Genomic DNA, 18,214 nt, shown 5'->3' with positions numbered 1-18,214 from the left:
GAAAACACTGACAGAAAATTCAGGAGGAAATACCAGATATGATATTTCATGCATTTTTGATAAAATATGCAGAGATCGCCATCAAGGGCAAAAACAGATATCTGTTTGAGGATGCACTTGTAAAACAGATGAAACTGGCTCTCGAGCCGGTAGAAGGCGAATTTACCGTAACGAAAGAACAGGGCCGTGTATATGTGTTCTGTCCGGAAAAATATGATTTTGACGAGGCTGTAGAAGCATTACAGCGAGTGTTTGGTATCGTTGGTATCAGCCCGGTTGTCATTTATGAAGATCAGGGCTTTGATCAGATGGCAGAGGATGTCGTTGCCTACATGAAAGCAAGATATCCGGAATACAAAGGTTCCTTCAAGGTATACACAAGAAGAGCAAAAAAATCTTACCCGATTACCTCTATGGAAGTCAGTGCAGCAATAGGTGAAAAAATCCTCGATGCGTTCCCAGAGGCATCTGTTGATGTACACAATCCGGAAATGACACTTTCCGTAGAGATCCGTGACAAGATTTATGTATATTCCGAGACTATTCCGGGACCGGGAGGGATGCCGATCGGAACAAACGGAAAAGCCATGCTTCTCCTTTCTGGTGGTATTGACAGTCCAGTAGCAGGTTATATGATCGCAAAACGTGGAGTCAAGATCGAGGCAGTGTATTTCCATGCCCCGCCGTACACAAGCGAACGTGCAAAACAGAAAGTTGTAGACCTTGCAAAACTGGTTGCACGCTACAGTGGTCCGATCCGTCTGCACGTTGTAAACTTTACGGATATTCAGCTTTATATCTATGATCAGTGCCCGCATGAAGAGCTTACAATCATCATGCGTCGTTATATGATGCGTATTGCAGAGCATTTTGCACGTAAAGATAAGTGTCTCGGACTGATTACAGGAGAGAGTATCGGACAGGTTGCAAGCCAGACATTACAGAGTCTTGCAGCAACAGATGAAGTGTGTGAACTCCCGGTATATCGTCCAGTCATTGGATTTGACAAAGAAGAAATCGTTCAGATTTCCAGAAAGATCAATACATTTGAGACTTCAATCCAGCCATTTGAAGACTGCTGTACGATTTTCGTGGCAAAACATCCGGTAACAAAACCGAATCTCAAGGTGATTCACAGATCAGAAGAGAAATTAAACGAGAAGATCGACCAGCTTGTAGAAGAAGCGCTGGCGTCTACAGAAGTAATCGAAATTCAGTAAACAGTAAGAAAAAAACAGCTTCTCATGCATATGCACAGAAGCTGTTTTAAAACTGTCTTACATTCATGATCTCCTTAAGGAGATTATACAGATCACTCAATTACATACGGCTGTACGATTGTCAGAATAGTATCAAGAGTGCTGCCTTCAGCATGGATATTCAGATTGATCGGTTTGGATAAGTCTAAACTGAAGATGCCCATGATGGATTTTGCATCGATCACATATCTTCCGGATACTAAGTCAAAGTCACAGTCAAATTTACTGATCTCGTTAACAAATGCTTTCACTTTATCGATAGAATTCAGCGAGATTTTTAATGTTTTCATTTTGAGAACCTCCCTATTTAGTGTTGTTATGTGATTAATCTTACCCGTACGCCTCTGAAAAGTCAAGGGAAAATCAGATGAAATTATGGTAAAATATTCGTCTGTATATACAAAAAATGCAACTATTCAGCAGGTAACTGTGAAGGTACTGAACAGTTATAAAAACAATAAAATCGGAATACAAAGTGAAAATATCAGAAAATATATATGAGGTTAAAAATATGAAAAAAAAGGTTGCCCTTCATAATCTGGGCTGTAAAGTAAATGCATACGAAGTAGAAGCAATGCAGCAGCTTCTGGAAAAAGCAGGATATGAGATCGTACCTTTTACGGAAGGAGCGGACATATATCTGATCAATACCTGTACGGTTACGAATATTGCAGACCGTAAATCCCGACAGATGCTGCATAAGGCAAAAAAAATGAACCCGGATGCGATCGTGGTAGCTGCCGGATGTTATGCACAGGCAGACACAGAAAAATTAAAAGAAGATAATGCGGTTGACCTGATTCTCGGAAATAATCAGAAGACACAGATTGTAGAAGTGCTGGAAGAATATGAAAAAGAACATTCCAAACAGGTACAGGTGATCGAGATCAACCACACAAAAGAGTACGAGGAGCTTTCTATCGAACAGACAGCGGAACATGTTCGCGCGTACATCAAAGTACAGGACGGATGCAACCAGTTCTGTACTTACTGCATTATTCCGTTTGCGAGGGGACGTGTGCGAAGCAGAAAAATTGCGGATGTATTAAGAGAAGTTGAGACACTTGCGTCCAAAGGTTATAAAGAAGTCGTACTTACCGGCATCCACTTAAGTTCCTACGGCGTAGATTTTCCGAAAGAAGAAAGAGAGAGCCTTCTTTCTCTGATTCAGGCGGTAAGTAAAGTAGCGGGAATTCAGAGAATCCGTCTTGGTTCTCTTGAACCGAGGATTATTACCGAAGAATTTCTGGAAGGAATCGTTGCGACAGGAAAGGTCTGCCCGCATTTCCATCTGTCTCTTCAGAGTGGATGCAATAAAACACTGAAAAATATGAACCGCCGTTACAGCGCACAGGAATATGCGGAAAAGTGTGATCTGATCCGCAGATATTATCCGGCACCAGCCCTTACGACGGATGTAATTGTAGGATTTCCGATGGAAACAGAGGAAGATTTTGAAGAATCTTATGAATTCGTAAAAAACATTCATTTTTATGAGACACACATTTTCAAATATTCCAGAAGACATGGGACAAAAGCGGCAGCCATGGACGGCCAGCTCACAGAGGCGGTAAAAGCACAGCGAAGTGAAAAATTCCTGGCATTGCATGATATCCGTGCAAAGGAATACGAAGAGGCGATGATCGGAAAGACAATCGAACTTCTTCTTGAAGAGGAAATCGAAGAAGATGGAAAGAACTGGTATGTAGGCCACAGCCGTGAATATGTACGTGCTGTTATCAAAAAGACGGATGTGCATCAGGTAAATGATCTTGTTGAGGCGAAAGTGACCGGATTTCTGACAGACCATCTTTTACGTGCAGAATAATCTGCAGGATGCCGCACAGATTTTCGATATAAATTTCAACAAAAAAAGGGTTCTTGTATTTTGATAAGAATTATATTAAAATAAAAAGGAAATCTTATTAAGGACGTGAGAAAAATGGCAGAAAACAGTTTAGGAAACACACAATATTTCAGAACAAAACCAGATCAGGATCTTGAAGTTAAAGAAGTACTTGATCTGGTCTACAATGCAATGGATGAGAAAGGATATAATCCGGTAAACCAGATAGTCGGTTATATTATGTCCGGAGATCCGACTTATATTACCAGCCACAAAGGCGCGAGAAGCATGATCATGAAAGTCGAGAGAGATGAGCTGGTAGAAGAATTACTTAATGAATATATTAAGAACAAATCCTGGGAACGCTAGGAATATGCGGATTCTCGGATTAGATTATGGATCAAAAACAGTAGGAGTAGCCGTCAGTGATCCACTTGGTCTGACTGCGCAGAAGATAGAGACAATATGGCGCAAACAGGAAAACAAGCTGCGGCGTACTCTTGCAAGAATTGAAGAACTCATCGCAGAATATGAAGTAGAGAAAATCGTGTTGGGCTTTCCGAAGAATATGAACAATACGGTTGGTGAGCGCGCGGAAAAAGCTCTTGAATTTGGTGAAATGCTGAAAAAGCGGACAGGGCTTGAAATTATTATGTGGGATGAGCGACTGACAACAGTAGAGGCAGATCGGACACTGATAGAGGCCGGTGTGCGCAGAGAAAACCGCAAACAGTATCTGGACGGCATTGCGGCAGTATTTATTTTGCAGGGATATTTGGATTCCCTGTCAGTATGACAAAGGTGACAACATGGAAAAAATCAGATTTCAGTCTCCTGATGGAACAGTAGAAGATTTCTACATTGAGGAGCAGACAAGAATCGGAGGGGTGGCGTACCTCCTTGTTTCTGATTCAATGGATGACGAAGCAAATGCCTATATTTTAAAAGACGTATCAGAAGATACAGATTCCGAAGCCTGCTATGAAATGGTTGAAGATGAGAACGAACTGCAGGCAGTATATAAAGTTTTTGAGCAGATGCTTGAGGACGTAGACCTTGAAATGTGATTGCACACGAAGCATTATGGAGGTGCTTGATTGAGTATAGAAAATAATATGAACGAAAATAAAGCGCATACACCACAGAGAGAAAGTATGCCAAGAGACAGCAGATTCAAACCGAGAAGATACAATAACCATGACAGGAAATCTGCTGATAATAACGCAAAAAAACAGAACCCGAAACAGAAAAATTTCAAATATAAACAGCAGCAGAAACCACAGCAGAAAACTGGCAGCAAGCCTGCAGTTAAGAATGTTCAGAAACAGCAGCTTCGCACAGGATTACGTAAGGGCCGCCGCGGCACATCCAAGCTGAAAGTCATTCCGCTTGGCGGACTTGAGCAGATCGGAATGAACATCACAGCATTTGAATACGAAGACAGTATTGTAGTCGTTGACTGCGGGCTTTCCTTCCCGGAAGACGATATGCTTGGTATCGACCTTGTCATTCCGGATGTGACCTATCTGAAGGAAAATATTTCCAAAGTCAAAGGTTTCGTGATCACACATGGTCATGAAGACCATATTGGTGCACTTCCGTACATTTTAAAGGAAGTAAATGTACCGATTTATTCTACGAAACTGACACTTGGACTGATCACCAACAAACTGAAAGAGCATAATCTTGTTCGTTCTACAAAGTTAAAAGAAGTAAAACACGGACAGGTTATCAATCTGGGTGATTTTTCCATCGAATTTATCAAGACAAACCACAGTATTCAGGATGCGTCTGCCCTTGCAATCTATTCACCGGCAGGTATCGTAGTTCATACCGGCGACTTTAAGGTGGATTACACACCGGTATTTGGTGACGCAATTGATCTTCAGCGTTTTGCCGAGATTGGTAAGAAAGGTGTACTTGCACTGATGTGTGACAGTACCAATGCAGAACGTCCGGGATTCACCATGTCCGAACGTACCGTGGGACGTGTCTTTGACAATTTATTTAACGAACACAAAAACGCACGAATCATTATTGCGACTTTTGCTTCAAACGTTGACCGTGTGCAGCAGATCATTGATACTGCATACCGTTTCGGACGTAAGGTTGCAGTCGAAGGCCGTAGTATGGTCAATATCATTTCTGTTGCATCAGAGCTTGGTTATCTCCGAATTCCGGAAAATACTCTGATTGAGATCGATCAGGTTAAGAACTATCCGGATGAAAAAGTAGTTCTGATCACGACAGGAAGCCAGGGAGAGTCTATGGCAGCACTTTCCAGAATGGCAGCAGACATCCACAAGAAAATTACAATTAAACCAAACGATACGATCATTTTCAGTTCCAACCCGATTCCAGGAAACGAAAAAGCCGTGTCAAAGGTTATCAACGAACTGTCTATGAAAGGGGCAAAAGTTATTTTCCAGGATGTTCATGTATCAGGACATGCATGCCAGGAAGAAATCAAGCTGATCTATTCACTGGTAAGACCGAAATATGCAATTCCGGTTCATGGTGAATACCGCCATCTGACCGCACAGAAACATGTGGTTGAGGATCTCGGTATCCCGAAAGAAAATATCTTTATCCTTGCATCCGGCAACGTTCTTGAAATGGATGAAAACAGTGCTCAGGTAACAGGATCCGTTCAGACAGGAGCAATTCTTGTAGACGGTCTTGGTGTCGGTGATGTCGGAAACATTGTCCTTCGTGACCGTCAGCACCTTGCAGAAGACGGCATTATGATCGTTGTCATGACACTGGAGCGACACAGCAACGTTGTTCTTGCAGGACCGGATATCGTATCCAGAGGTTTCGTATATGTAAGAGAATCTGAGGATCTGATGGAACATGCAAAAGAAGTTGTTGAGAATGCACTTGATTCCTGCCTGGACCGCAACATCACAGACTGGGGCAAGATCAAAAATGTAGTGAAAGATGCACTCAGTGATTTCCTATGGAAGAGAACAAAGAGAAGTCCGATGATCCTGCCGATCATCATGGAAGCATAAGACACGAAGCTTTTACAGACAGAAAGGAGCCGATATGGGAGATACAAAAGACCGGGTAGGCGCAGCAGGAGTCATCGTTGCGGGAGGTTTTTTCAAAATAGCTCTGTATGTATGTGTGGCTGTTCTTGTTATCTGGATCGGAAAAGTCACATACCAGTTTGGATACAACATATTTAACCAGCAGGCAATGAGTCCGGGAGAGGGACAGGAAGTAACGGTTGTGATCAAAGAAGACGCAACGGCTTATGATATTGCCAAAACACTGAAAAGCAAAGGCCTGATCGAAGATACACTGGTATTTGTTATACAGGAAAAGCTTTCCAATTACAGCGGCAAAATGAGACCGGGAACTTATCTTCTCAGCACTGCATATACACCGACCAGAATCATGGGTATTCTTGCGGGAGATGCGGAGCAGGAGGGAGTAACTTCGTGATCGTAGAAGAAAGAATGCGAACATTTATAAATTCTCTTGATACAGGCAACACTCCATTTCTTGATGAACTGGAGTGTTCTGCTCTTTCTGAGGGAGTTCCGATCATCCGTAAGGAGATGCAGAGTTTCATCAAAACTCTGCTGGCGCTTGCAAAACCGCAGAAAATTCTGGAAGTGGGGACAGCCGTTGGCTTCTCCACACTTCTTATGTGTGAATACGGCAGACCGGATCTGCATATAACAACGATTGAAAATTACGAAAAACGAATTCCGCTCGCAAAAGAGAATTTCAAAAAAGCAGGAAGAGAAAAACAGATTACATTTCTGGAAGGAGATGCAGGAGAAATCCTGAAAGAACTTAAAGACTCTTATGATCTGATCTTTATGGATGCAGCCAAAGGTCAGTATATTCACTGGCTTCCAGATGTTGTAAGACTTCTTGCACCGGGCGGAATCCTGATGTCGGATAATGTTCTGCAGGAGGGGGAACTGATCGAGTCTCACTACCTTGTGGAACGCAGAAACCGTACGATTTATAAACGAATGAGAGATTATCTTTTTGAACTGAAGCATCACCCACAGCTTACGACGAGTATCATTCCATTGGGCGACGGTGTTTCTGTGAGTGTTAAGGAGGAATTATGAGAAAAATTGAATTGCTGGTTCCGGCAAGCAGTCTGGAAGTTCTTAAGATCGCCGTTGTATTTGGCGCAGATGCCGTTTATATCGGTGGTGAAGCATTTGGGCTTCGTGCGAAGGCGAAGAACTTTTCAAAAGAAGATATGGCAGAAGGAATCGCTTTTGCACATGAACATGGTGTAAAAGTCTATGTGACAGTAAACATTCTTGCGCATAACGATGACCTTCCGGGAGTACGTGAATATCTGCAGGAACTCAAGGAATTAAAACCAGATGCACTGATCATTGCAGACCCGGGAATCTTTACTTATGCCCGTGAAATCTGCCCTGAGATCGAATGCCACATCAGTACACAGGCAAATAATACCAATTATGAGACTTATCGATTCTGGTACCGTCTCGGAGCCAAACGTGTTGTAACTGCACGTGAACTGTCTCTGAAAGAGATTCGTGAGATCCGTGCAAATATTTCGGATGATATGGAAATTGAGACATTTATACATGGAGCAATGTGCATTTCCTATTCAGGAAGATGCCTGCTGAGCAATTATCTTGTAGGAAGAGATGCCAATCAGGGCGCATGTACACATCCATGCCGTTGGAAATATTCTGTAGTTGAGGAAAAGCGTCCGGGCGAATACATGCCGGTTTATGAAAATGAGAGGGGCACTTATATTTTTAACTCCAAGGATCTCTGTATGATTGAGCATATGGATGATGTCCTGAACAGTGGGATCGACAGCCTGAAGATCGAGGGACGTATGAAAACTGCACTTTATGTAGCAACAGTCGCGAGAACATACCGTAAGGCAATCGATGACTATCTGGAATCTCCTGAGAAATATAAAGCGAACATGCCATGGTATCAGGAACAGATTTCAAACTGCACATACAGACAGTTTACGACGGGATTCTTCTATGGAAAACCAGATCAGAATACACAGATCTATGACAACAATACTTACGTAAAAGAATATACTTATCTGGGATATGCGGAAGAAATTGATGAGAAAGGATTTGCACATATTACCCAGAGAAATAAATTCTGTGTCGGTGAGACTATCGAAATCATGAAGCCGGACGGAAGAAACTTGTCTGTGACGGTTAAGGCAATCTACAATGAAAATGGTGAATCTGTTGAGAGTGCGCCGCATCCGCAGCAGAAACTTGCTGTAGACCTTGGAACAGGGATAGAGAAATACGATCTCTTAAGAAGAGCAGAAGCATCAGAAAATTAAATTACAGCTATAATAAAAAAGATCAGATACCCATTTCAGGTACCTGATCTTTTTGGCATAAGAAGTGACTATCATAGAGAGGATTAACGGCACAATACCGGCGCAGTCAGTTCAAATCTTGCTCCGGATTTCCAGGAAGCACCGCTTACCGGTTGGGCAAGGATCTGGATTTTGGTGATATTCTTGCGATATTTCCAGTTGGCAAGAGTAGTAGACAAATGAACAGTCCTGCGGGTAGGGATATTTCGTGCACATTCAAAATATTGTTTTCCGCAAAAGAAGCGTATTTTAATCTGGACAGAAGTTTTGGTTGCCCCTGTTACACGGAGAGTAGTGCAGAAACGTGGAGAAGAAGAAACATTAAGGTTTTTCTTAAAACTTTGCGTATATCCCCATGAAATATTCTGATTGCGGGAGGTGTTCCGGTATATAGTAAAATTATCGCCTTTTTTATTGAAACTTCTGGAAGCACCGTAGGCTGTCCAGCTTTTGGAAACAGAACCTGTCTTTTTATAACCACTTACCGGGGTTAGTCTTCCAATTGTACAGGAAACTTTGTTGTAAAGTCTGTTGCTGTAAGAAGGAATAAGCTGTCTCCAGCTTCTGGCACCACCAATTGAAGATACCAGTGAACTTGTTGCGAAATTGGAAAGGCTGGTGTCCATGTATTTATAGATATTCCAGGATAATTTTTTTGATCTGGCATTCTCGGGTGAGGAAGAACTTGCGGAAGTTGTCCATAATCCGAGGTTTAATCCCTGACTGATCTCAGCTGTGTGATCGACCTGACGGTGAATGATGAGAGAGTCGATCATGTTGTCTGATTCAGAAATCAGGTACGAATATGCAATCGCGGCGGCCTGAAGTTTTTCAACATTTTTTCCGTTCTGGATAGAAGTATACCCCTGTTCAGAAAGAATGATCCTTGTTCGGGAACCGTATTTCTGGCGGATGTAACGAGTCAGAATCTGGATATTTCCCATATTGATTACAGGAGAAGAAAGCGAATTTCTGATCTGCCCGTTTGTGTTGGCCCAGAAGCGTGGCTCTGTCAGTGGCGAACTGTAAGGGTGGTAAGCAAGGTTCCATGCGATGTTTCCATCAGCACGAAGTCTTGTAGCAAATGCGTCCAGCATTTTGCGCGAAGCAAAAGTACCACTCACATTGTTAGTATTCCACAGATGATCCAGTGAAATGTAAACTCTTGCATTTGAATAGACGCTTGTCAGCACATTATATGCCAGACGGAACTGGTCGGCATAGACTTTTGCATACTGATTTAAGTTCTTGGAACCCGCATAATTATATGTCCAGTAATTGTTGACTTCGTTTCCGACGATCCAGTTTACGATTCGTCCGTATTTTCCATTGGTAGTACTGTAACGGTTGGCAAGAAAATTAAGCGTTGCCTGCAGATAATTTCTTGCAGCAGGGTTGGCAGTGTTCCAGGCATAAAAACTGTGCCCTTTATAACGCCCCTGCGGATAAATCAGTCCCCTAAGATCATCGCGCCAGCTTAAAAGAAGGACAGCGCTGTTGACGGAAGAGGTGGACTTTAATGATTGCAGCTGTCGGTCATAATAAGAAACAGAGTCTTTTACGAACCAATAAGTTTTACCATTATACTTCCAGGCATAAGAATATCTGGAATTTCTAAGGACTGGTGGTGCAAGGAGCTGACTGAAATCAATATTGATGACAGAGTTATGTACATTCAGCTCCTCGGCGTCTTCAAGCATATCGGCGTTGATCTGCAGCCCCTTTTTGGAAACTGCTTTCGGGAAGCGGTAGCGGTATCTGGCAAGTGCACCGGGATTTGAAATATATCGTTTTGTACTGATTTGGGTGTATTTGCCTCTGCTGTTTCTCGAAGCGATTGCAAAACCATGATAAAGAAGACTGGTATTGTTTAAAGTAGAAGGACAGGAAAATGTCATCTTGTTTGCTTTGCGTGCAGATGCAACAGGTCTGGCGGATGAAGAAATCCGGCTGCTTCCCGGAGTCAGTGCAAAAAGATAGCATCTGGAACCGCCTATCCTTCGTATGTTTGAAACAGTGGCTGTGATACGTATTTTTTTTGTTCCGTTCAGTCTGCATGAAGTGATAGAAACAGGATTTGTCGCTGCCTCCACCTGAACAGGTTCTGTCAGTGAACTGCATAAAGTCACGCACAACAACAGAATGAAAATAAAACCGGAAAATTTACGTATGCATGAAAGAAATGGGTTGCGATTGGTATTTCTCATAAGTGGTATTCTCCTTCCGATCATAGACTGATCCATTTATGATTTTAGAAGATTTCTCAGAGAAAATCAATGGAATAAAGTACGTAATTTTTTTAGAGCATTTTTTTCGATGCGGGAGACATAGGAGCGGCTGATATCAAGGCGGGAGGCAATCTCGCGCTGGGTCAGCTCAGGTTCATTAAAGATGCCGTAGCGGTAGCAGATGACCTGATATTCCTTTGGAGAAAGAATGCTCTTTATAGACGAAAGGAGATGAAGAATGTCCTGTTGTGTGGAGTAATTCTCAACGATATCCACCGGAGGGCTTTCGATGATATCAAGCAGACTGATCTCATTTCCTTCTTTGTCTGTTCCAATCGGTTCATACAGAGAGACTTCTCTGGAACATTTTTTGCGTGAACGGAGCATCATCAGAAGCTCATTGTCAATACATCGCGCAGCATAAGTGGAAAGTCTGGCAGACCGGTCAACATCAAAAGTAGAAATAGCCTTGATCAGTCCGATCGTCCCGATGGAAATCAGATCCTCAAGGTCTTCACCGGTATTTTGATATTTTTTTGCAACGTGGGCAACCAGACGCAGGTTATGCTCAATAAGAATACGTTTTGCTTCAGAATCCCCTTTTCGGCAGCGTTTGAGGCAGAGTTTTTCCTCTGCGGAAGTCAAAGGTTTTAAGAATGTTTTCAAGTGTCCACCTCAAGCGGGATTTCTATATAGTTTATGTTCAAGACAAGTTTCCTGTGCTTTTCCCAGAAAATAATGAAAAAAATACTGGCATTAGGCGTTTCCTTGCTTCTCACCTCGATGTAGTGTATAATAATTTCAATACGAAAAATACGATTTCAAGGATGATCAGGTGAACCAGATTGAAAAAAAAGATAGAACAGATACTGAACGGAAAATTTGAATATGAGCAGCCGGAACTCCTTTTCTCGAAGGACCGGCTGGAGATTACGCTGGAAGCCGGAAGCACAGCGCAGGGCGAACTCTACTTTGGAACAGAAAACAATGACCGGATTCAGGGATATGTGACGTCTTCGAACCGCAGATTTGTACCGGGCAGCAGTCGTTTCTCCGGCACGACAGTGCGGATGCCTTATGGAATAGACGGTTCAGGTATGCAACCGGGAGAGGTATGTACCGGCTGGCTGTGCGTGACTTCAAGTACAGGTGAGTACAAGGTTCCGTTTCGAATTCAGGCCGTAAAAGAAGAAATGCGAAGCTTTGGAAGTGAAGTCAGGGATTTGGAAGCTCTTACGGAGATTGCACATAAGGATTTCAGAGAGGCTTACAGGATTTTTACAGATAAAAATTTTGCCACTGTGATTGCAGAGGCAGATCCGAAACAGAAGGCGCTTTACGCAGGCCTTTCAAAGCAGCCTGTAACATGGCAGAATCTGGAAGAATTTCTGGTTGCCACGAAACAAAAAGCGGCTGTTTCGATTTCACTTAAAACTACAGAAACAGAGTTTTATAATGTCAAAGAAACCATACAGGAATCCTTTGAGATCCAGAGGAGCGGCTGGGGACATCTTCGCCTGGATATAGAAAGCAAGGGGGGATTCCTTGAGCCGGAACGTAAGGTCGTTACGGATGAAGAATTCATCGGAAGCTGTCTGAAACTGAACTATGTCATTCATGCAGATCAGTTAAAATCCGGTAACCAGATTGGTGAGATCATTGTAAGAAGCCCGTATCAGGAACTGAGATATCAGGTGACTGCGTCAAAGAGTCCGCAGATCCGTATTGACATTCGCAGAGAAGAAAAGAAGCACAAAGCAGAGCTTATACATGATTATATAGAGTATCGTATCGGACATACAGACTGTGAGACATGGATTTCACATACGGAACGGATACTGGACCGGCTGAAGGTTTCGGGATGTGAATATCCGGAATATCATTTTTATCAGGCATATATTGCACATATAAAAGGCGATGATCAGACCGCAGCATCCCTGCTGAAACAATATCAGCTCAAGGAGTTTACAAGAGAGGAACTGGAGCAGGCAGGCATTTATCTGTATCTTTGCACAGTATGCGGTTTATATCGGGATAAAGGACAGGCTGTTTGGCGGCTGCAAAATTTCTTTCGTCAGAAAGAAGACAGCTTTATACTTTTGTGGCTGCTTCTTCAGCTGGACAGTACATATAGAACGACACCATCGAAAGTGTTGTTTATGCTGGAAGAACTTTACGAAAAGGGCTGCTTTAGTCCGCTGCTTTATGTGGAAGCATGGAAACTCATAAGTGAGGATGTTTCCCTGCTGCACCGTCTGAGCCCATTTTGGATGCAGGTGTTCTGTTTTGCAGGAAAGCATGGACTGCTCACGGAAGAACTTGTGATGCGCCTTGCATATCTTTCCGGCTACGAAAAGAAATTTTATGGCAGTCTGTATCAGACACTGGCGGCTGGTTATGAGAAGTTTCCTTCGGACGATGTTCTGGAGGCAATCTGCAAATATATAATGAAGGGTGAACCACGGAAACAAAAGTATTTCCAGTGGTTTTCACTGGCGGTTGAGCAGGGGCTTCGAATTACCAGACTCTATGAATATTATGTGGAGACGATGGAGATTTCTTATCGAAGACAGCTTCCGAAGGCACTTCTGATGTATTTTGCCTACAATGATAATTCTCTCGGAGATGCACGGAAAGCATATGTTTATGCAAGTGTGATCGCTGCGAAAGACACAGATCCTCATACATATGAAAATTATAAAGAAAGTATGGAGCGTTTCGCATATCGAAAACTCTGTGACGGGCAGCTGGATGAAAATTATGCGACACTTTATCAGGAATTCCTGTTTGAACCGTTCAGCAGGGAAGAGGGCGAGCGTCTTGCACCGAAGCTGTTTATGCACAGACTGTATTGCGACGATGACAAGGTGCGGCAGATAATCGTTCGCCATAAACAGCTTCAGGAGGAAGAAGTATATCCGTGCACTCAGGGGGTGGCATATATTCGGCTCTATACAGAGGATGCTGCAATTCTTTTTCAGGATGGTAAACAGCGTCGCTATGCGGCAACGATACCATATAATCTGAAAAAACTGACGGATGAGGAGAAAGTAATCCCGGAATTACTGAAACTGGGTGTCGAAGAGCCGGGGCTTTTGCTTCATTATTGTGAGACAGCCAAAATGAGCAGAGAAAATCTTGCATATTTTCAGCGCCTTGCAGAACTTTCTTCCTGCACGGAAACATACCGCAGATCCATACGGAAAAAAATTCTGGAATTTTATGCACAGAATGTACATGGACAGGATCTTGACAAATATCTTGAAAGAATGGATTATCGTCAGTATGCACTGGTTGACCGCACAACACTTCTGGAGGTTCTGATCTCCCGCAGACTGTTCCGCCAGGCAATGGGACTTGTAGAAGAATTCGGATATGAAGGGCTGGAGCTTACAAGCCTTCTGAAGCTTACAAGCCGTATGATACTGAAGAGTAACATGGCAGAGGATGAAGAACTTCTGGCACTTGCATCTGAAGTATATCGAAATGGAAAATACGATGAAGTTATTTTATATTACCTGATGAAATATCGCTTCGGGCCGATGGACGAGCTTTTGTCTATCTGGAAGAGTGCCAGAGGGTTTGAGATGGAAACATATGATCTGGAAGAACGTATTTTAAGCCTTCTGATCTTTACTTCGGATTACCGTAAAGAAGGCGAAGCAGTGTTGGAATCTTATGTCAGTCAGTCGGGAAAAGAACGGATTATCGGAGCTTATCTGACACAGGTCGCATATGGGGTATTTGTAAAAGAATACACGATGAGCGCGTTTGTGCGTGGACGTCTGGAATATGCTTATTTTAACAAATGGCCGGTGAACCGGATCTGCAGACTGGCACTTCTGAAAGAGATTTCCAGGGAGCAGGATCCAAAACCGGAATATGTCGGTATTCAGCAGGGAATACTGAAAGAATGTGCGAAGGAACATCTGATGTTCGGCTTTTTCCGAAGAATGTCACCGGAGCTTTTGAGTCCGTATCAGCTGGATGATAAGACTTTTGTAGAATGTCATGCGGCGCCGGGCGCGAAAGTAACGTTGTTTTACAGTCTGGATACCGGAATCGGAAATGACAGGGAATACAAATGTGAGCCGCTGAAAGAAATGTACCAGGGTATTTTTGTACGTGCCTTTACCTTGTTTTATGGGGAGTCACTGCGGTATTATTTCAAAATTGATGATGGAAAGAAAGTGCAGAAAACCGTGGAACGGGTTCTTACAATGAAAAAGATCGAAGGAACACCGGGAAGCAGATATCAGATCCTGAATCAGATACTTTCTGCAAGAAAGCTCGGCAAAAAAAATGAGGCGGAAAAAGAACTGAAACGGTTTATGAGGCAGGAACAATACGTACAGAACATGTTCACCATCAAAAAGGAAAATGAGAAATGAACGAGACAAAAGATTTGATAATCGGAATTGATTTTGGAAAAGAATATTCCCAGATCTGTTACTATGACCGTAAGGCAGATGAACCGCGCTCACTTCCGGTAAAGGTGGGCAGCAGTCAGTTTGAGATGCCAACCAGTCTCTGCAGGCGACTGGAGCAGAAGGATTATTGCGTTGGTCTGGAAGCAGAGTACTTTGCCAGAGAAAAAGGCGGATTTCTGGTCAGTGATCTCTATGCGGTTTCAAAGAGCAGAGAGAGAATCATTGTAGCGGAAGAACAAAAGGAACCGTGGGAGCTGCTGGCATACTATATTCGCGGGATGATGAAACTTCTCGGCGTTGCCGATGTGGAAAAAAACATCCGTGCACTGGTAATTTCTATGGAAACGCTGGATGCTGTACAAGTGGATAATCTGCAGAAAGCATGCGGATTTCTGGGGATCCCGAAAGAACACTGTATTCTTCAGGATTACGAGGAAAGCTTCTATTATTACGTGATGACACAGAAAATGGAAACATGGAACAGGAGCGTTGGCTGGTACAGTTTCCATGACCGACATGTGACATTCCGCAGAATGGTTATGAATGGCGGAAACAAACCGGTTCCTGTTATGCTGGAAACACCGGTGGAGACAGATCTCAGTGAAGATATGACGCAGAGAGATGCAGATTTTTATGCTTTTGTGCAGAATACACTGAGTAAAGAGCTTTACTCCAGTATTCAGATAAACGGAGATGGATTTGATCAGGAATGGGCAAAGAAGTCAGTCAAACTTCTCTGCTATCAGAAACGTAAGGTATTTTATGGAAACAATCTGTTTGCCAGAGGGGCATGTGCAGCCGGGGCAGAACGTTTTATTACACACAGGCTTCGGGATTATCGATATATGAGCCGTTCGCTTGTTCTTACGAGTGTGGGAATGGAGATGCGTGTTATGGGTGCGCCGACTTATTATCCATTGATTGAAGCTGGAAGAAACTGGTATGAAAGCAGTGCGGATATCGAACTGATTCTGGATGATACCGATGAACTGGTATTTGTAGTGGAACATATGCGTGAATCCGAAAGAAGGCATATTGTGATGAAACTTCCGGGACTGCCGCAGCGCCCCAACAGAACGACACGTCTCAGCATATCACTTCGATATATATCAGCAGAAGAATGCTGTATCACAGTGAAAGACCTTGGATTTGGAGAGATGTTTCCGGCTTCAGGGAAAGAATGGAAAGAAACGACCAGATGGCAGGAGGGGATTGCGTGAGCGGATATATACTGTGTCAGACCGAAAGGGCAGAGGCACCTTACTTTATAGAAAATATCAGCATGAATATTTATTCGCTGGAAGAATTGTGTTATTATCTTGACCACAATCTTTATCTGATCGATCAGACAATCCTTAATGAAGGACTGTGCAACTGGATTCAAGAGGAATTGAAACTTCCTGCACTTGCAGCAAAGCTGCGTCCGAAAATGGGAAAATTTGCAAGTGCCGAGGATCTTGTCTATCCGGTATTTAAGGAAATCAATTATCTGACCTATGAAGAACTGAAAGTATTGAATACTCGTTTGCAGAAATTTGATAAAGAAACACCGGCGATGCGTGAAAAATGCAAAGGTGATGCTCTGATGGAAAATAAAATGTATGTTCATGCGATTCAGGTTTACCAGAAGTTACTTGACAGAAAAGATCTCGAAGAGATACGGGAAGGTCTGACAGAATGTATTTATCATAACCTTGGCTGTGCATACAGTTATCTTTTCCAGATGGATAAAGCAATAGAGTGTTTCCGCCGGGCATATGAGGGAGGCCGGAGTACAGAAGCACTGGAAACGTATCTGACGGCTTTTTCCATGTCATACAGTGAGGAAGAATACAAAAATATGGCAAAGACGCTGGGAGTGGAAGAAGAAATACTGACTGCCGTGCAGAATAGAAAAAAAGAATTTTCCCAGATTCAGAGGGCAAAAGTGAATTCTCAAAATATGGACGATATTCTCAATCATCTTACATCAGAATATCACAGAAGTACGGGTTCGTGAAATAAATCACAATGTATACAGTTTTTTTTATATAAATAAGGTAGACGAAACAGACTTAATCTGTTAAACTAAACATATAATTTGGGTCTGGTAATATTGCCCAAAAAGATTAGGAGGAATTTATCATGTTAGTAAACGCTTCAGAAATGTTGAAAAAAGCAAAAGCTGGTCATTATGCAGTTGGTCAGTTCAACATTAACAACCTTGAGTGGACAAAAGCAATCCTGCTTACCGCACAGGAACTCAACTCCCCGGTTATCCTTGGTGTATCCGAAGGTGCAGGAAAATACATGACAGGTTACAAAACAGTTGTTGGTATGGTTAAAGGTATGCTGGAAGAACTGAACATCACTGTTCCGGTTGCACTTCACCTTGATCACGGCAGCTATGAAGGATGCCTGAAATGCGTAGAAGCAGGTTTCACATCTATCATGTTTGATGGTTCCCATTATCCGATCGAAGAGAACGTAGCAAAAACAAAAGAACTGGTTAAGATCGTTGCTGAGCATGGAATGTCTCTGGAAGCAGAAGTTGGTTCCATTGGTGGTGAAGAAGACGGTGTTGTAGGCATGGGTGAATGCGCAGATCCTCAGGAATGCAAGATGGTTGCAGATCTTGGTATTGATTTCCTTGCAGCAGGTATCGGTAACATCCATGGTAAATATCCTGCAAACTGGAAAGGCTTAAGTTTCGAAACTCTGGATGCTATCCAGCAGCTTACAGGAGATATGCCACTTGTACTTCATGGTGGTACAGGTATCCCGGCAGATATGATTAAGAAAGCAATCGATCTTGGTGTATCTAAAATTAACGTTAATACTGAGTGCCAGCTTTCCTTCGCAGCAGCTACACGTAAATACATCGAAGAAGGCAAAGATCAGCAGGGTAAAGGATTTGACCCACGTAAACTTCTTGCTCCTGGAACAGAAGCAATCAAAGCTACTGTTAAAGAAAAAATGGAACTTTTCGGTTCTGTTGGAAAAGCCTGAGAATTGCATAATACCCGTTAGGGAGAATCATAAGGAATCGGTGCCCGGCACCGGTTCCTTTTTTTGACATACAGGATATATGTGTACTGACAGACTTG

At 42.8% G+C, this 18,214-nt stretch carries 16 protein-coding genes; 13 read left to right on the top strand and 3 right to left on the bottom strand.

All coding sequences use genetic code 11. The features are described 5' to 3' along the window. The first annotated feature begins 38 nt into the window (after positions 1 to 38). A complete protein-coding gene (gene thiI / locus BQ7344_RS04690; protein ID WP_072521626.1) occupies positions 39 to 1,220 on the top strand; it encodes a tRNA uracil 4-sulfurtransferase ThiI in 1,182 nt (393 codons plus the stop codon). A gap of 92 nt (positions 1,221 to 1,312) precedes the next feature. On the opposite strand, the gene BQ7344_RS04685 is transcribed toward thiI, so the two are convergent. Next, a complete protein-coding gene (locus BQ7344_RS04685) occupies positions 1,313 to 1,549 on the bottom strand; it encodes an HPr family phosphocarrier protein (RefSeq protein WP_072521625.1) in 237 nt (78 codons plus the stop codon). A 221-nt stretch (positions 1,550 to 1,770) separates the two neighbouring features. Between BQ7344_RS04685 and mtaB the strand changes: the two genes are divergently transcribed. The 8 genes from mtaB (at position 1,771) to BQ7344_RS04645 (ending at position 8,431) form a co-directional block, all read left to right on the top strand. Next, positions 1,771 to 3,087: a tRNA (N(6)-L-threonylcarbamoyladenosine(37)-C(2))-methylthiotransferase MtaB gene (mtaB, locus tag BQ7344_RS04680; protein WP_072521624.1), complete on the top strand. Its 1,317-nt coding sequence runs from the start codon at positions 1,771 to 1,773 to the stop codon at positions 3,085 to 3,087. Positions 3,088 to 3,201: 114 nt separating this feature from the next. Further along, on the top strand, positions 3,202 to 3,474 hold the full coding sequence (locus tag BQ7344_RS04675; RefSeq protein ID WP_015542353.1) for an IreB family regulatory phosphoprotein: 273 nt from the start codon (positions 3,202 to 3,204) through the stop codon (positions 3,472 to 3,474). Between the two features lie 4 nt (positions 3,475 to 3,478). Continuing rightward, entirely contained in the window at positions 3,479 to 3,901 is a 423-nt protein-coding gene (gene ruvX / locus BQ7344_RS04670) for a Holliday junction resolvase RuvX (protein ID WP_072521623.1), read from the top strand. A gap of 13 nt (positions 3,902 to 3,914) precedes the next feature. Further along, positions 3,915 to 4,172 carry a DUF1292 domain-containing protein gene (locus BQ7344_RS04665; RefSeq protein ID WP_072521622.1) on the top strand — a complete coding sequence of 86 codons (258 nt, stop codon included), beginning with the start codon at positions 3,915 to 3,917 and terminating at the stop codon, positions 4,170 to 4,172. A 48-nt stretch (positions 4,173 to 4,220) separates the two neighbouring features. After that, positions 4,221 to 6,119, top strand: coding sequence for a ribonuclease J (locus BQ7344_RS04660; protein WP_235816042.1), 1,899 nt, complete (start codon positions 4,221 to 4,223; stop codon positions 6,117 to 6,119). A gap of 34 nt (positions 6,120 to 6,153) precedes the next feature. Then, a complete protein-coding gene (locus BQ7344_RS04655) occupies positions 6,154 to 6,555 on the top strand; it encodes an MltG/YceG/YrrL family protein (RefSeq protein ID WP_072521621.1) in 402 nt (133 codons plus the stop codon). Then, on the top strand, positions 6,552 to 7,199 hold the full coding sequence (locus BQ7344_RS04650; protein WP_072521620.1) for an O-methyltransferase: 648 nt from the start codon (positions 6,552 to 6,554) through the stop codon (positions 7,197 to 7,199). Before BQ7344_RS04655 ends, BQ7344_RS04650 begins: the two co-directional genes overlap by 4 nt. Continuing rightward, a complete protein-coding gene (locus BQ7344_RS04645) occupies positions 7,196 to 8,431 on the top strand; it encodes a peptidase U32 family protein (protein WP_072521619.1) in 1,236 nt (411 codons plus the stop codon). Before BQ7344_RS04650 ends, BQ7344_RS04645 begins: the two co-directional genes overlap by 4 nt. 83 nt (positions 8,432 to 8,514) lie before the next feature. Here the strand turns inward: BQ7344_RS04645 and BQ7344_RS04640 are convergent, their stop codons facing one another. Both BQ7344_RS04640 and sigK read right to left on the bottom strand, forming a co-directional pair. Beyond that, positions 8,515 to 10,677: a DUF5722 domain-containing protein gene (locus BQ7344_RS04640; RefSeq protein ID WP_072521618.1), complete on the bottom strand. Its 2,163-nt coding sequence runs from the start codon at positions 10,675 to 10,677 to the stop codon at positions 8,515 to 8,517. A gap of 66 nt (positions 10,678 to 10,743) precedes the next feature. After that, positions 10,744 to 11,364, bottom strand: coding sequence for an RNA polymerase sporulation sigma factor SigK (sigK, locus tag BQ7344_RS04635; protein ID WP_072521617.1), 621 nt, complete (start codon positions 11,362 to 11,364; stop codon positions 10,744 to 10,746). Positions 11,365 to 11,543: 179 nt separating this feature from the next. Here sigK and BQ7344_RS16455 point away from each other — a divergent pair, with 179 nt between their 5' ends. The 4 genes from BQ7344_RS16455 to fba all read left to right on the top strand — a co-directional run bounded on the left by BQ7344_RS16455 (position 11,544) and on the right by fba (position 18,116). Next, complete coding sequence (locus BQ7344_RS16455) at positions 11,544 to 15,089, top strand: DUF5717 family protein (RefSeq protein WP_235816041.1); 3,546 nt, start codon at positions 11,544 to 11,546, stop codon at positions 15,087 to 15,089. After that, the gene (locus tag BQ7344_RS04625) at positions 15,086 to 16,348 is read left to right on the top strand and encodes a DUF5716 family protein (RefSeq protein ID WP_072521616.1); all 1,263 of its coding nucleotides are present in this window, start codon (positions 15,086 to 15,088) and stop codon (positions 16,346 to 16,348) included. Before BQ7344_RS16455 ends, BQ7344_RS04625 begins: the two co-directional genes overlap by 4 nt. Continuing rightward, positions 16,345 to 17,127 carry a tetratricopeptide repeat protein gene (locus tag BQ7344_RS04620; protein WP_072521615.1) on the top strand — a complete coding sequence of 261 codons (783 nt, stop codon included), beginning with the start codon at positions 16,345 to 16,347 and terminating at the stop codon, positions 17,125 to 17,127. Before BQ7344_RS04625 ends, BQ7344_RS04620 begins: the two co-directional genes overlap by 4 nt. A 125-nt stretch (positions 17,128 to 17,252) precedes the next feature. Then, a complete protein-coding gene (fba, locus tag BQ7344_RS04615; protein ID WP_072521614.1) occupies positions 17,253 to 18,116 on the top strand; it encodes a class II fructose-1,6-bisphosphate aldolase in 864 nt (287 codons plus the stop codon). The last annotated feature ends 98 nt before the right edge of the window (positions 18,117 to 18,214 follow it).

Source organism: Blautia sp. Marseille-P3087, assembly GCF_900120195.1.
Lineage (GTDB): Bacteria > Bacillota > Clostridia > Lachnospirales > Lachnospiraceae > Blautia_A.
This window is presented reverse-complemented; position numbering and strand designations above follow the sequence as displayed.

Excerpts from the sequence above, each read along its gene's own strand:
- thiI (WP_072521626.1), top strand. The coding sequence starts at position 39 with ATGATATTTCATGCATTTTTGATAAAATATGCAGAGATCGCCATCAAG.
- BQ7344_RS04685 (WP_072521625.1), bottom strand. The coding sequence starts at position 1,549 with ATGAAAACATTAAAAATCTCGCTGAATTCTATCGATAAAGTGAAAGCA.
- mtaB (WP_072521624.1), top strand. The coding sequence starts at position 1,771 with ATGAAAAAAAAGGTTGCCCTTCATAATCTGGGCTGTAAAGTAAATGCA.
- BQ7344_RS04675 (WP_015542353.1), top strand. The coding sequence starts at position 3,202 with ATGGCAGAAAACAGTTTAGGAAACACACAATATTTCAGAACAAAACCA.
- ruvX (WP_072521623.1), top strand. The coding sequence starts at position 3,479 with ATGCGGATTCTCGGATTAGATTATGGATCAAAAACAGTAGGAGTAGCC.
- BQ7344_RS04665 (WP_072521622.1), top strand. The coding sequence starts at position 3,915 with ATGGAAAAAATCAGATTTCAGTCTCCTGATGGAACAGTAGAAGATTTC.
- BQ7344_RS04660 (WP_235816042.1), top strand. The coding sequence starts at position 4,221 with ATGAACGAAAATAAAGCGCATACACCACAGAGAGAAAGTATGCCAAGA.
- BQ7344_RS04655 (WP_072521621.1), top strand. The coding sequence starts at position 6,154 with ATGGGAGATACAAAAGACCGGGTAGGCGCAGCAGGAGTCATCGTTGCG.
- BQ7344_RS04645 (WP_072521619.1), top strand. The coding sequence starts at position 7,196 with ATGAGAAAAATTGAATTGCTGGTTCCGGCAAGCAGTCTGGAAGTTCTT.
- BQ7344_RS04640 (WP_072521618.1), bottom strand. The coding sequence starts at position 10,677 with ATGAGAAATACCAATCGCAACCCATTTCTTTCATGCATACGTAAATTT.
- BQ7344_RS04625 (WP_072521616.1), top strand. The coding sequence starts at position 15,086 with ATGAACGAGACAAAAGATTTGATAATCGGAATTGATTTTGGAAAAGAA.
- fba (WP_072521614.1), top strand. The coding sequence starts at position 17,253 with ATGTTAGTAAACGCTTCAGAAATGTTGAAAAAAGCAAAAGCTGGTCAT.